The sequence below is a fragment of the Mitsuaria sp. CC2 genome (assembly GCF_048957715.1).
Classification (GTDB): Bacteria; Pseudomonadota; Gammaproteobacteria; order Burkholderiales; family Burkholderiaceae_C; genus Roseateles.
Map to the genome: position 1 here is coordinate 71,680 of NZ_JARVXN010000001.1, position 12,380 is coordinate 84,059.

13 protein-coding genes are annotated in these 12,380 nt (G+C 68.5%); 5 read left to right on the top strand and 8 right to left on the bottom strand.

All coding sequences use genetic code 11. From position 1 onward, the window contains the following. Nucleotides 1-44: 44 nt before the first annotated feature. The 4 genes from hmgA to PV762_RS00300 are packed head-to-tail and all read right to left on the bottom strand — an operon-like array spanning nucleotide 45 to nucleotide 4,362. The gene (hmgA, locus tag PV762_RS00285) at nucleotides 45-1,409 is read right to left on the bottom strand and encodes a homogentisate 1,2-dioxygenase (RefSeq protein WP_421033030.1); all 1,365 of its coding nucleotides are present in this window, start codon (nucleotides 1,407-1,409) and stop codon (nucleotides 45-47) included. Then, a complete protein-coding gene (locus PV762_RS00290; protein ID WP_421033031.1) occupies nucleotides 1,406-1,669 on the bottom strand; it encodes a DUF2783 domain-containing protein in 264 nt (87 codons plus the stop codon). Before PV762_RS00290 ends, hmgA begins: the two co-directional genes overlap by 4 nt. Next, nucleotides 1,660-3,393, bottom strand: coding sequence for an FAD-dependent oxidoreductase (locus tag PV762_RS00295; RefSeq protein WP_421033032.1), 1,734 nt, complete (start codon nucleotides 3,391-3,393; stop codon nucleotides 1,660-1,662). Before PV762_RS00295 ends, PV762_RS00290 begins: the two co-directional genes overlap by 10 nt. Nucleotides 3,394-3,408: 15 nt before the next feature. Continuing rightward, nucleotides 3,409-4,362, bottom strand: a complete 954-nt coding sequence (locus PV762_RS00300; RefSeq protein WP_421033033.1) for an MBL fold metallo-hydrolase — start codon at nucleotides 4,360-4,362, stop codon at nucleotides 3,409-3,411. 118 nt (nucleotides 4,363-4,480) lie between these two features. Between PV762_RS00300 and PV762_RS00305 the strand changes: the two genes are divergently transcribed. The 5 genes from PV762_RS00305 to PV762_RS00325 all read left to right on the top strand — a co-directional run bounded on the left by PV762_RS00305 (nucleotide 4,481) and on the right by PV762_RS00325 (nucleotide 8,631). Next, complete coding sequence (locus PV762_RS00305) at nucleotides 4,481-5,383, top strand: IclR family transcriptional regulator (protein ID WP_421033034.1); 903 nt, start codon at nucleotides 4,481-4,483, stop codon at nucleotides 5,381-5,383. 147 nt (nucleotides 5,384-5,530) lie between these two features. After that, a complete protein-coding gene (locus tag PV762_RS00310) occupies nucleotides 5,531-7,513 on the top strand; it encodes a phosphatase PAP2 family protein (protein ID WP_421033035.1) in 1,983 nt (660 codons plus the stop codon). 182 nt (nucleotides 7,514-7,695) lie between these two features. Then, nucleotides 7,696-7,899: a hypothetical protein gene (locus PV762_RS00315; protein ID WP_421033036.1), complete on the top strand. Its 204-nt coding sequence runs from the start codon at nucleotides 7,696-7,698 to the stop codon at nucleotides 7,897-7,899. Nucleotides 7,900-7,902: 3 nt separating this feature from the next. Continuing rightward, the gene (locus PV762_RS00320) at nucleotides 7,903-8,424 is read left to right on the top strand and encodes a GNAT family N-acetyltransferase (RefSeq protein ID WP_421033037.1); all 522 of its coding nucleotides are present in this window, start codon (nucleotides 7,903-7,905) and stop codon (nucleotides 8,422-8,424) included. 69 nt (nucleotides 8,425-8,493) lie between these two features. Continuing rightward, nucleotides 8,494-8,631, top strand: coding sequence for a hypothetical protein (locus PV762_RS00325; protein ID WP_421033038.1), 138 nt, complete (start codon nucleotides 8,494-8,496; stop codon nucleotides 8,629-8,631). Nucleotides 8,632-8,637: 6 nt separating this feature from the next. Here the strand turns inward: PV762_RS00325 and PV762_RS00330 are convergent, their stop codons facing one another. The 4 genes from PV762_RS00330 to PV762_RS00345 all read right to left on the bottom strand — a co-directional run bounded on the left by PV762_RS00330 (nucleotide 8,638) and on the right by PV762_RS00345 (nucleotide 12,348). Further along, the gene (locus PV762_RS00330) at nucleotides 8,638-8,937 is read right to left on the bottom strand and encodes a hypothetical protein (protein WP_421033039.1); all 300 of its coding nucleotides are present in this window, start codon (nucleotides 8,935-8,937) and stop codon (nucleotides 8,638-8,640) included. A 13-nt stretch (nucleotides 8,938-8,950) separates the two neighbouring features. Further along, nucleotides 8,951-10,939 carry an AAA family ATPase gene (locus PV762_RS00335; RefSeq protein ID WP_421033040.1) on the bottom strand — a complete coding sequence of 663 codons (1,989 nt, stop codon included), beginning with the start codon at nucleotides 10,937-10,939 and terminating at the stop codon, nucleotides 8,951-8,953. Further along, nucleotides 10,932-11,174, bottom strand: a complete 243-nt coding sequence (locus PV762_RS00340) for a hypothetical protein (RefSeq protein WP_421033041.1) — start codon at nucleotides 11,172-11,174, stop codon at nucleotides 10,932-10,934. The genes PV762_RS00335 and PV762_RS00340 overlap by 8 nt, the downstream gene beginning before the upstream one ends. 388 nt (nucleotides 11,175-11,562) lie before the next feature. Next, nucleotides 11,563-12,348 carry a tellurite resistance TerB family protein gene (locus PV762_RS00345; protein WP_421033042.1) on the bottom strand — a complete coding sequence of 262 codons (786 nt, stop codon included), beginning with the start codon at nucleotides 12,346-12,348 and terminating at the stop codon, nucleotides 11,563-11,565. Nucleotides 12,349-12,380: the final 32 nt, after the last annotated feature.

Sequence of the window (12,380 nt, forward strand, 5' to 3'; positions counted from 1 at the left end):
TCGAATTCTGTTGAGGGGAGGCGCCGTCGCGGAGCCTCTCGTCGTCATGCGGGTTTGAACTTGTCCTTGAGCCCGCCCCAGCAGGCGGCGTAGTTCGAGTCGAGCGCGCCGCCGTTGAGCGCCCAGTCCGACGGACGGAAGCGCCAGCGGCTCTCGAACATGAAGGCCAGCGTGTGATCGAGCTTCTGCGGCGCCAGGGTGCGCGTGCTGGCGGCCTCGAAGGCGTCGGCGTCGGGGCCGTGCGGCACCAGGCAGTTGTGCAGGCTTGCGCCGCCAGGCCGGAAACCTTCGGGCTTGGCATCGTACTGGCCGTAGATCAGGCCCATGAATTCGCTCATCACGTTGCGGTGGTACCAGGGCGGACGGAACGTGTCCTCCTGCACCAGCCAGCGCGGCGGAAAAATCACGAAGTCGCAGTTGGCCGTCCCGGGCGTGTCGCTCGGCGAGGTGAGCACGGTGAAGATCGACGGATCGGGATGGTCGAAGCTGATCGAGCCGATCGTCATGAAGTCCTTGGTGTCGTACTTCAGCGGCGTCAGGTTGCCGTGCCACGCGACGACGTTGAACGGCGTCACCGCCTGGGCGTTGCGCCACAGCGCGCCGCCGGTCTTGCGGATGACCTCGTAGGGCGCCCCGTCGGGCTCATGCGCCGCGACGGGCGCGCGGAAGTCGCGCGGGTTGGCCAGGCCGTTGGAACCGATCGGACCGAGCTCCGGCAGGCGGAAGGCGGCGCCGTAGTTCTCGCAGATGTAGCCGCGGGCGGCGCTCTGCGGACCGCCCAGCGCGTCGACGCGGAAGCTCACCCCGCGCGGGATCAGCGCGATCTCGCCGGGCACGACGTCGAGCAGCCCCATCTCGGTCGTGAGGCGCAGCCCGCCCTCCTGCGGAACGATCAGCATCTCGCCGTCGGCGTTCATCAGCGCACGGCGCGTCATCGGCCGGTTGAAGGCGTAGATCAACGAGGCCATGCCGACCTGCGCGTCGGGGTCCCCGTTGCTGACGATGGTCTTGATGCTGTCGACGAAGTCGACACCGGGCGCATCCGCCTGGCCATCGGGCATCGGGAACGGATGCCAGCGCAGCGGGTCCGGCGGCGCGGCGACGCCGCCTGCGGCGCCGCTCGTCCAGAAGGGCTGCTCATAGGCATGGAACGCCCCCGTCACCACCGACGGCTGCCGGCGATACAGCCAGGTGCGACGGTTCTCCACGCGCGGCGCAGTGAACGCGCTGCCCGAGAGCAGCTCCGGATACAGATCCATCGGCGCGCGCTGCGGGCTGTTGCGGCCCTTGGGCAGGGCGCCGGGGACGGACTCGGTCTCGAATTGATTGCCGAAGCCGCTCTGGTAGCTCAGCGCGCCCGGCGTCGTGCCGGTCGCCTCGGATGAACGGAGGGGTTCTGGTGCGTTCATGCTTGTCCTCGTGGGGAAGCGTCGCCCGTGGTCGGGGCATCGATGGAAACTGGACAATCCGCTGCAGCGGGATTGGCGCGGGCCGCGGCGGCCAGCGCTTCAAGCAGCACGTCCTGCCGGCCGATGTGATTGGCGAGCAGCAGGATCAGCCGCGCGTTGAAGGCATGGCTCGCGTCGACGTCGAGGCCATGATGCGCGCTCAGCAACGCTTCGTAGAAGTCGTCGCCGGCGTCGAAGTTGGGCGCGGTGGTCAGTGGCATGCGGCGGGCTCCTCCTGGGAGACCTCGTGGCCGAGCGCCTGGCGCATCGCTGTGGCGATGGCATCCCGACGCGGCATCGTGCGCCAACACGCGCAGACATGCTGATCAGGTCGAAGCAACACCACGGCGCCAGGAGCAGCGCCGTAGCGCTGCCGCACAAGCCCGCGTGCGTCGAACGCATCGTCGATCTGAAGCAGGAGCGGGGCGTCGATCCCACACGCCGCATGGCCAAGCGCGGGCGCTCCACGGGGCATGGGGGATCCCTCCTGGACCCCCAAGCCCCATTCCGGCCCCACAGGCATTCGCTGACGCCGACTTCCTTCGCCGGCCTCGTCGAACACCATCAAGGTGAAACGCCCCGGCTGCATCTGGCGCAGGAGCCAACCTTCGCCGTCGTCGCCCTCCCTGACGCGGATCGGCGCATCCGCCGCGGGCATGCCGTACTGCACCGTCGGTACGGAGAGCCGACCGCTGTTGACCAGCCGCCGCGCGAAGTCGAAATCCTTGGCGAGCGTCAACGTGGCGTCGCGGAACATCCTGCTGACCTCGCTCTTGGGCGTGATGAAGTCGGTGGAACGCGTCGAGTTCAAGATGTTCTCGTCTGCGGCCATCTCGCGCTCGCGTGCATACGTGTTGAGCAGCGCCTCGGGGGCGCGGCCTTGCACGACCGCTGCCAACTTCCATGCGAGGTTGTCCGCGTCCTGGATGCCCGAGTTGGCCCCGCGCGCGCCGAACGGCGAGACGCCATGCGCCGCATCTCCCGCAAAGACGATGCGTCCATGCCGGAAACGATCCATGCGCATGCAGGCGAAGGTGTAGACGCTGGCCCACACGAGCTCGATCTCCGGGACCGCGCCGTCGCCGCCCGCGGCGATCGAGGCCTCGCGCATCAGCGTGCGCACGCGCGGCAGGATGCGCTCGGGCTGCTTCTCCAACTCAGGATCAGCCTCCCAGCCGAGCTGGAAATCGATACGCCACACGCCGTCGGGCTGCCGGTGCAGCAGCACGCTCTGTCCCGGATGGAAAGGCGGGTCGAACCAGAACCAGCGTTCGGCGGGGAAGGGTGCGTTCATGCGCACATCGGCGATGAGGAAGCGGTCCTTGAAGGTGCGACCGTGGCTCTCCTCGCCGATCAGCTTGCGCATGGTCGAGCGCGAACCGTCGCAGGCGACGACGTGATCGGCCAGCAGCGTGTACGGGCCATCGGGCGTTTCGATCTCCAGCGCCACGTGGTCGTCGTGCGGCGTCAGACCGGTCACGCCGTGATGCCAGCGGAGATCGATCGACGGGAGTTCGAGCGCTCGCTCGACGAGGAAACCCTCGACGTAATACTGCTGCAGGTTGACGAAGGCCGGGCGCTGATGGCCGGCCTCGGCGAGCAGGTTGAACTGATAGACCTGCTCATTGCGGAAGAACACGCGTCCCACGTTCCAGGACACGCCCTTGTCGACGAGCCGCTGACCGCAGCCGAGTCGGTCGAGGATCTCCAGCGTCCGCTTCGCGAAGCACAACGCGCGCGAGCCGACGGAGAGCCGCCCGTCGTTGTTGAGCAGCACGACGGGCACGCCCTGCAGCGCAAGGTCGATCGCCGCCGTCAGCCCGACCGGCCCCGCACCGACGATGACGACGGGATGGCGCGCAGGCTGGCCGCGCTCATGTGCGTCCTGGTCCGCGCTGCGGCGATAGGGGTAGACGACGCGCTGGTAGTCGACATCGGTCGGCACGGCGGTCTCCGTCGATCAGCCTTCGAGCGTCTGCCACATCTCCTGATCGCGCTGCGCGGTCCAGATGCGCGGATCGCGGAACCGGGTGACCTCGTCATAACAGCGCGTGACGTCGAACGGCATGCAGTGGTCGAAGATGACCCAGTGGCCGTACTTCTGCTTCATGACGGCGTAGGTGTCCTTGTAGACCGCGTTGAGCTCCTTGCCTGCGGCGACGCCGGCCTTCACCGAGTCATGCAGATCGGCGATGAAGCTGCGCGTGCCGGCGAGTCCCTGCGCGACGGATTCGGGCGTGGTCAGCGCCGCGCCGCGTCCGGGAACGAGCGCGCTCGGCTTGAGCGCGGCGAGGTTGTCGAGCGTCTGCGGCCAGTCGCTGAAGTACGCGTCGCCCGCATAGGGCGTGGCATCGAACTCCACCAAATCGCCGGAGAACAGGATCTTCTGCTCCGGCAGCCACGCGACGGTGTCGCCCTTCGTATGCCCGCGCCCGAGCTGCAGCAGTTGCACTTCCAGCTTGCCGAGCCAGAGGCTCATCGAGCCTTGGAACGTGATCGTCGGCCAGGTCAGCCCCGCCGGCACCGATTCGACTTTGCGGAACAGCCGCGGGAAGCGGCCGATCTCGCTGGCCTTGTCCTGCTCGCCGCGCTCGACGATGAGGTCGTAGGTGTCGCGGCTGGCGATGATGTGCTCGGGCTCATACGCCGAGGCGCCCAGCACCCGCACCGCGTGGTAATGGCTCATCACGACGTACTTGATGGGCTTGTCGGTGACCTCGCGGATGCGGCGGATGACGTCCTGCGCCATCACGGGCGTGGCCTGCGTGTCGATGACCATCACCGCGTCGTCGCCAATGATGATGCCGGTGTTGGGATCGCCCTCGGCCGTGTAGGCATAGGCGTTGTCGCTGAGCTTGACGAAGGAGACCTGCTTCTCCTCGACGTCGGCGTGGCTGGCGAACTGCTTGGTCATGGCGTGTCCCGGGCGTTGGCTGAGGGGGAAGGGCGGTGCTGAGGAAATTCAGCAAAACGGAATTCGTTTGTTGGATGCAAATATAGCTGTGTCGCTGAATTCGTTCAACAATAGCGAAATGACCATGCCAGACATCGCCGACGACGGGCCGGACGCCAACGACCGTGAAGACAGTGAAGGCCGAGACGTCCAGGAAGGCCGGGAGGACCGGGACGATCGCGAGGACCGGCGCGGCATCCAGAGCATCGAGGTGGGCGGCCGGCTGCTGAAGGCGGCGGCGGCGCGCGGCCAGCCGCTGCCGTTGAAGGCGCTGTCGCAGGCGGCGGAGATGAGCCCGGCGAAGGCGCATCCGTATCTCGTGAGCTTCTGCAAGCTCGGTCTGATGCGGCAGGACCCGGCGACGGGGTATTACGGCCTGGGGCCGCTGGCGATGGAGATGGGCCTGATCGGCATGCGGCAGATCGATCCGATCCGGCTGGCGACGGCGCGTCTGGAGGCGCTGGCCGAAGAGATCGGCCACACGGTGGCGATCGCGGTGTGGGGCTCGCAGGGCGCGACGATCGTGCGCACGGCGGCGTCGCCGGCGGCGGTGCACGTGACGATGCGGCACGGGACGGTGGTGTCCTTGTCGGACACGGCGTCGGGGCCGCTGTTCGCGGCCTACCGGCCGGAGTCCGAGATCAAGGCGATGCTGGCGGAAGCACGCCGCAAGGGACCCGCGGACCTGGCGCGCGTGGGACCGCACGACAGCCTGCGCGAACTGCCGACGTGGGCCGCGTTTTCAGCGACCTTGGATGACATCCGAGGCCGGGTGATGCACCGCTCGGTGGGCGGCATCGTCGAAGGCGTCAGCGCCCTGGCCGTGCCGGTCTTCGACAGCGACGCACAGATGGCGCTGGCGCTGACGGCGATCGGGCCGTCAGGAGCGTTCGATGCAGCGTGGGACGGCGCGGTGTCGCGCGGACTCACTGGAACGGCGACGGCGTTGATGCGGGAGATCGGCGGGCGTTTCCCCGGTTGAACCGCGACCCCGACCCGCGGGCAGGGGGCGATGTCGATGTCGATGTCGATGGGCGATGGGCGATGGGCGATGGGCGACCGAGCCCGTCACGCCCTCGACATACCGATTCCCTAGAGTGCCGCGTTTTCCTCTTCCGGCACTCGCGACATGTCTGCTTCCCCGCGTCTTCCCTTCGTCCTGCGTCCCCTGAGCCTCGCGCTGCTGACGGGTTTCCTGATGGCTGGCTGCGGCGGCGGATCCGACGGCGATGACCTGAGCGTCGCGGTCATGCCCGAGGCGCCCAAGGGCGTGGGTTCCGCCGAGACGGCGCCGGTGCAGGATGAGACGAAGGTGCTGCCTTTCGTCGACTTCGGTTTCACCAACCAGCGCGGCGACGCGCGTTACGCCACGCTGGAGACGAACGCCGGCGTGCGCGTCGTGAGCGGCATGCTCGCGCTGTGGCAGCCGAGCACGGCGATCGTGGACGCGGGCGTGACCGCGCCCGCCAACGGCAGCTTCCCCGCCGTGACCGCCTCGACCTGGACCGGCAACCCCGGCGACGCCACCGACGGCAAGGTGCTCAACACCGCCGTGCACAACGCCAACATTCAGTACGTGGTCGACGCCACCACCAAGCGCACCGAGGTCCAGTCGCTCGCCGCCTACCTCGACGACCGCCGCGGCAAGGGCATGAGCATCAGCGACGGCCTGGGCCCGCTGACCGCGGCCTGGCGCACGTCGTCGGGCATGAGCACCACCATCACCGGCGTCCCCGCCGATGCCACGACCGTCCTCTACAACGACGGCGGCTCCGATATCGGTACCGGCAGCGCGACCAACGCGACGCTGGGCAAGGCGGTGGACTTCATCGGCAACGTCGGCGAGAACGCGTCCACGGAACCCGCCAAGCGCTTCTACAAGTACGCCCGTCCGTGGCGCTGGAGCAGCAGCGTCGTGGTCGTGCCAGCGCTGATGCCGGCGCGCAGCAGCACGCCGGCGACGGACGGCGGCTTCATCAGCGGACACACCGCCGAAGGCGTGCGCAAGGCTCTCGCTATCGCGTACCTGGTGCCTCAGCGTTATCAGGAGATGGTCGCCCGCGCGCTGGAGATGGGCGAGAACCGAATCCTCGCGGGCATGCATTCGCCGCTGGATGTCATCGGTGGGCGCATCCAGGCGCAGGCCTCGGTGGCGGCGGCGATCGCGACCGGCGCCAACAAGGGCGACCTGAAGACGGTCGCGTATCAGCAGGCGCAGTCGGTGATGCAGACGGCGGCCGGCGTGAGCACTGCCGAAGCGCTGAATGCCTATGCCCATGCGGGCACGACCGCCAACGATCGCTTCACCGATGCGACGGCCGTGCGGGCCGACGTGATGCGTCGCCTGACCTTCGGCCTGCCCATGGTCGGCGACGCGACGAAGGCGGCCGTCGTGCCCAAGGGCGCCGAGGTGCTGCTGGAGACGCGCCTGCCGTACCTGGACGCGGCGCAACGCCGCGTCGTGCTGAAGACCACGGCGCTGCCGTCGGGCTCGCCGCTGGTGGATGACGCGGAAGGCTGGGGCCGTCTGAACCTGTTCGCCGCGGCCGACGGCTTCGGCGCGTTCAACGGCGACGTGGTGGTCGTGATGGACGCGGCCAAGGGCGGATTCCACGTGGCCGACGCTTGGCGCAACAACATCGCCGGCGCGGGCAAGCTCACCAAGCAGGGCAGCGGCACGCTGCGTCTGTCGGGCGTGAACGTCTACAGCGGCGGCACGCAGCTCGACGCCGGCACGCTGTCCGCCGAAAGCGCTTCGGCGCTGGGCAAGGGCGACGTCTACCTGGCCGGCGGCACGCTCGCCAGCAACGCGGCCGCGCCGCTGGGCATCGCGGGTCGCTTCAGCCAGCGCAGCGCGGCCGGTCTGCAGGTGCAGGCCGGCGCGAACGGCGCGGGCAAGCTGGTCGTGACCGGCGACGTCGCCATCGAAGCGGGCGCCACGCTGACGGTGAAGTTCGCTTCAGGCTTCGCGCCCAAGGCCGGCGACACGATCGAGCTGATCTCGACCTCGGGGCAACTGGCGGGCCGTTACGGCACGCTGACCGTCGACGGCTTCAGCAAGGTCACGCCCAGCTACGGCAACAACAAGCTGAGCGTGCGTCTGGACGGCTGAACGCTCGGATTCGCTCCCGTTCTTTCGATCGGTCGACGATGCGGCGGCGTTGGCTGATCGCCATCGTCGAGGCCTGTATGCGCAGGACTCCCTCGCGTTCGCCTGGCGGTGGTCCACCTGAGGTATCGGATGGGCCGGCCGCATGGCCCTGGGCGGCAGCTTCGGCTGCTAAAATCTGGGCCATGGCGATCCACAGCACTTTTCTCGGGTCCGTGAAAGTCTCCGGCGACGACGCGAAATCGTTCGCCCGGAAGATCACGCATGCGCGTGGCACCAAGGCTGCTGCGGAGTCAGCCGCCAACGGTCGCAAGCTGGCCACTGCCTTTGCAAAGAAGGGCTCTGTGGCGATCAAGTTGAAGTCGATCAACACAGCGACCAAGAAATAGCACGTGCCTTACGAGCTGCGCGCACTTGACGACGGCGATGGCTGCAACGCGCTGAGTCTTGGCGACCAGACGCTGGTGCCGCTGAAGACCTTCCTCCGCAAGGAAGCGAAGCGACTTCACAAGGACAACCTTGCGAAGACCTTCGTGTTGGTCGAGCGTGGGGAGACACGGGTACTCGCATACATCACCCTGGTGTGTACCCATGTCTCCGTTCAGCAGTTCGGCGGTCCGGCCCCTGTTGACGGTTTCAGGTATGCCGATTACCCCGCCGTGAAGCTCGCGCGCTTGGCCGTGGACAGCGAGCTGCAGGGGCAAGGCGTCGGAGCGCAACTGGTTGATTTCGCTGTCGGCCTCGCGGAAGAGCACATCATGCCGTACGCCGGTTGTCGCTTCCTCGTCGTTGATGCCAAACCGAACTCGGTCGGTTTCTATCAGCGCAAGGGTTTCACCAAGATGGGCGAAGCCGCAGATGTGGTCGGCAGCTTCACGACGATGTTTGTCGACCTCAATCGTCTGCCGGCCTGAGAAAAGTCGGACTTCCCCCAGGACGCCGATTCCGCCCGACGCCCCCTCGCGTCGCCTAGAGTAGCGCCCATGGGTTTCGTCCGCACCGTCTGGGAACTGCCCGTCGGCGCGCCGGCGCCCGCCACCGATCGCGGCGCCGACTTCCTGCTGGAACGCCGGCAGGCGATGCCGGACGTCCCGAGCCGGCGCATGGCCGACTGGGCCTGAATCCGCTCAGTCGCTCGCCGTCCTGATCTCCAGGTCCTCGCGCGAGGCCGCGCTGAAGAAAGCGGCCAGGCGCAGGCCGCGTCGCAACTGCGCGGGATTGAGCGAGCCCTCGGCGGCGGTCATCAGCACCAGGAGCTCATGAACCAGCTGGAGCGCCTGTCGCGAGGACAGGCGAGGGCTGGCGTAGAACGCCCGCCACAGGGCGGTGAGCTGCGGAAAGCGCACGTTCTCGGCCTCCGCCAACTGCAGCAGGTACTCGTCCTGCGGCTCGATGTGGGCGCGATGCTCGCCAGCGTAGAGATCCATGGCCATGGTTGTATTACCTCAGAAGCGGCGCGGGGAGCGGCGCAGGCAGTGGAAGGGCGGCGGTGGCGTGGTCGAGTCTTACCTCAGACGGATGTCGTCGCGTTCGCGCCCACGCCGCCGTCCGGAACGCCGCCAGCCGTTCCGCATAGGGATCCAGCGTTTCCTCCGGCGTTCCCACCGGCAGACCCGTCACCGCGGCGAACCGCGCCGGCGTGACCTGACCCTCGGCGATCAGTTCGTCCACCAGCGCCAGCAGCTCACCCCGGTGCGTCTCGATCAATCCGGTCGCCCGCGCATGCTCGGCCTGCAGCAGCGTCTCGATCGGCGCGTTGCTCGCTTCCACATCGGTGCAGAGGTTGTCCTCGCTCGACGTGCACACGTCGCTGCGGCCGATGCGCGGGCCGTGGCCGAGGTGACGCAGCATGCGCGCCGCTTTTTCGGTGGCCTTGCGCAGGTCGCTCTCGGCGCCGCTGGAACTCATGTCAGGCCCGAACACGAGCAGCTCCGCCGCGCGGCCTGCGAGACTGGTGCAGATGCTGTCGAGCAGGTTGCGCCGCGACCAGACCTTGCGCGAGGTGTAGGCGTTGTAGCCGCCTTCGAAGCTCGCGACGTGGATCTTGATCTCGCGCGGCGCGCGGCCGAACAGCAGCGCATGCACCAGCCCGTGGCCGGCCTCGTGCACCGCCAGCAGCGCGCGGAAGTCCGCGTTGCTGCGCTGGCGCAGGCGGCTGATCTCGAAGGGCGCGGCGATCGCGTGCGACTCGTCCCGCCAGTGCGCGATCAGGCCGCGGGCGTCCGCGGTGAGGCGCACGTCCGCGCCCGCTTCGGTACCGGCCTGGGCGCCGCGCTCGATGGCCCACAGCGCCGCCTTCGACAGCCCCGCGCCCAGGATCGCGTGCAGCGACGAGAACAGCGGCCGCGTGCCCTGCGCGGGGAACACCGCGTTGGCGTAGATCTGCTCGCGCACGCTGACGGTCAGGTCGAAGCGCAGGCCGCAGCGCGCCTCGGTTTCGCGGGCGTAGCGGTCGCAGCCCTGTTCGATCAGCTGCTCGTACGCGCGCCGCGACAGCGAGGGATAGACCACGTGCTCGTTGCCCAGCCGCGCGACCTGCTCCGGCTTGAAACGCTTGTTGAGCGCCTGCTTGACGTCGATGACGCTGAGCTTGCCGGTCACGGCGTGGAAGGTGTCGGCATCGCTGTCGCAGTCGTCCACGCTGGTGGCGAGGTCCTCGTACATCTCGTCGAGGTTGCCGCAGACGAAAACGAGCAGCCGGCTGTAGTCGGTCTCCCATTGCTGCTGACCGTCGCGGAACGCGCGCAGGCGGGCCTGCACCTCGTCCGGCGTCCAGGCCATGATCTCCATCAGCGGCATGTCGAGCTTGAGCGTGCGCTGCAGTTCCTGCGCCTCCCAGCTGCGCAGCTTGAAGCGCAGCTTGGCCGCGTCGGCATCCGCGTCGACGCGCTCGGCGTCGAAGGCCGCCTCGGCGATGGAAGATTCGATGTCGACCAGCAGCGAGAGCGACGGCGGCAGCTTGCCGTCGGAGAGCAGCGCCCACACGTCCTGGTAGCGCTCGACGCGCACCTCGTCGCGCTTGGCGTTGATGGTGCGGAAGCGCTGGAACTCGTCGAGCGCGAGGATGCCCGGCTCGCCCTCGCGGATGCCGGAGCGCCCCAGCATCCCGGAGATGCTCTGCGCGCCGCGCATGCCCGCGCCGTTGGAGAAGCCGTCCATCTGCACTTCCACGAAGCGGTCGTAGAAGCCCAGCAGCTGCGTCAGGCGGCGCACGAGCTGCGTCTTGCCGGTGCCGGTCAGGCCCCAGAGACAGACGATGACGGGCCGCGAGACGAGCTCGGGCAGCACGTACCACGCGCGCACCGAATCGATGACGCGGTCGATGATGGCGTCGATGCCGAACAGCTCGGTCTTGAGCTGGGCGGCGACGTCCTGCAGCTGCCGGTTTCTCTGCGCCAGCTGCGCGCGCAGGTCGTTGGATTCATTCATCCCATTCCTCTCGTCGCAGCAGCGCCTGCAGCGCCACGCGGTCGGCGCGGCGTTGCGCGCCGCGGCTCTGGATGTGTTGGCCGGCGCCACGCAGTCCACGTTGGGCCATCGCGCGCGCCACGGGGTCGCGCGCACCGGGGCCCGTCTCGGGCACCAGCGTCATGGCTTGTTTCATGCGGCGCAGGGCCTTGACCCGCCCCTCCTGGAGGGCGCGGGAACGGAGTTGTGCACTCATTCGGTTTCCGAAAAGCAAAAGCCCCGGCTCGATGGCGGCGGGGCTTTGCATAAGCCGCGCGGTCTGAGGCCGTATCTGTGAACAGACACGGTTCAGCCGGGGCTCGGGAACCGTGTTCAGTCGATCGTCGAGATGAACAAGGAGGACATAAGAGGGATCTCCGTCATGCGGGCGCTGTCGTCGGCGCCTTCAGCAGTGGACGCGGATGATGCTGAGCACGGGCCCGTCGCGCACGTGCGATTCGTCTGCGAGGCGCGGATGCGTTGCGGCGCGCCAACGCGCTGACCACCTGCGACAGGCGCCACAGGCGCGACAGCCGGCAGGCAAGTCCTGGCACGCGACAACGGCGGACGTTGATGTCGTGACCGCCGCGGCCCGGCTGTCGCCGTCAACCTTGCGCGAGCGCCTGCGCTTCCAGCTGAGCCTGGAGGCCGTCCGGCAGCTTCAGCTGGCGGGCCAGTTCGTCGAGGTAGGCGCGCTCCATGAAGCTGGTCTCGTCGACCATCAGCAGGCTCGCGAGGTACATCTCGGAGGCGATCTCGGGCGTCGTGGCGGCTTGCGCCACCGCGGCCGGATCCAGCGGGCGGCGAAGGACGTCCTCCTGCCAGCGGCGCAGCTCGGGATCGTCCTCGACGCGGCTGAGCGCCTGCTCGATCAACTCGCGCTCGCGGTCGTCCAGATGGCCGTCGGCCTTGGCCGCGGCGATCATCGCCAGCAGCACGGCGCGGCTGTGCTCCTCGGCCTCGTCCTGCGGCACGCGATCCAAGGTGCGCGGTTCGGCAGTCAGATGCGCTTGAGAGGAGGGCGTGGAGCCCGGCGCCGGCGTCGGCGCCTGTCCGGGGGCTTGCCCCTGCGCCCGCTGCTGCGCTTGCCAGGCCGTGTAGGCCTTGTACGCCATCAACCCAAGCGCGGCGATGCTGCCGTACTTCAGCGCCTTGCCGCCGTAGCTGCGCCCGCGCTTGCTGCCGAGCAGGGAACCCAGCACCCCGACCACGCCGGCACCCGCCCCGAGCTTGCCGAGACCGCCCAGGTTGCCGAGATTCCCGAGGTTGCCCAGCCCACCCAGGCCGCCAAGTCCGCCAGAGCCGCTACTGCCCGGGACGCCGGCGCCGCCACCCTGAAGCAGGTCACGGCCCGATCTCAGCAGTTGATCCAGAAGTCCATGCGCACTCATCGCCAGCCCCTTTCGACACGGTAGAAGAGTCT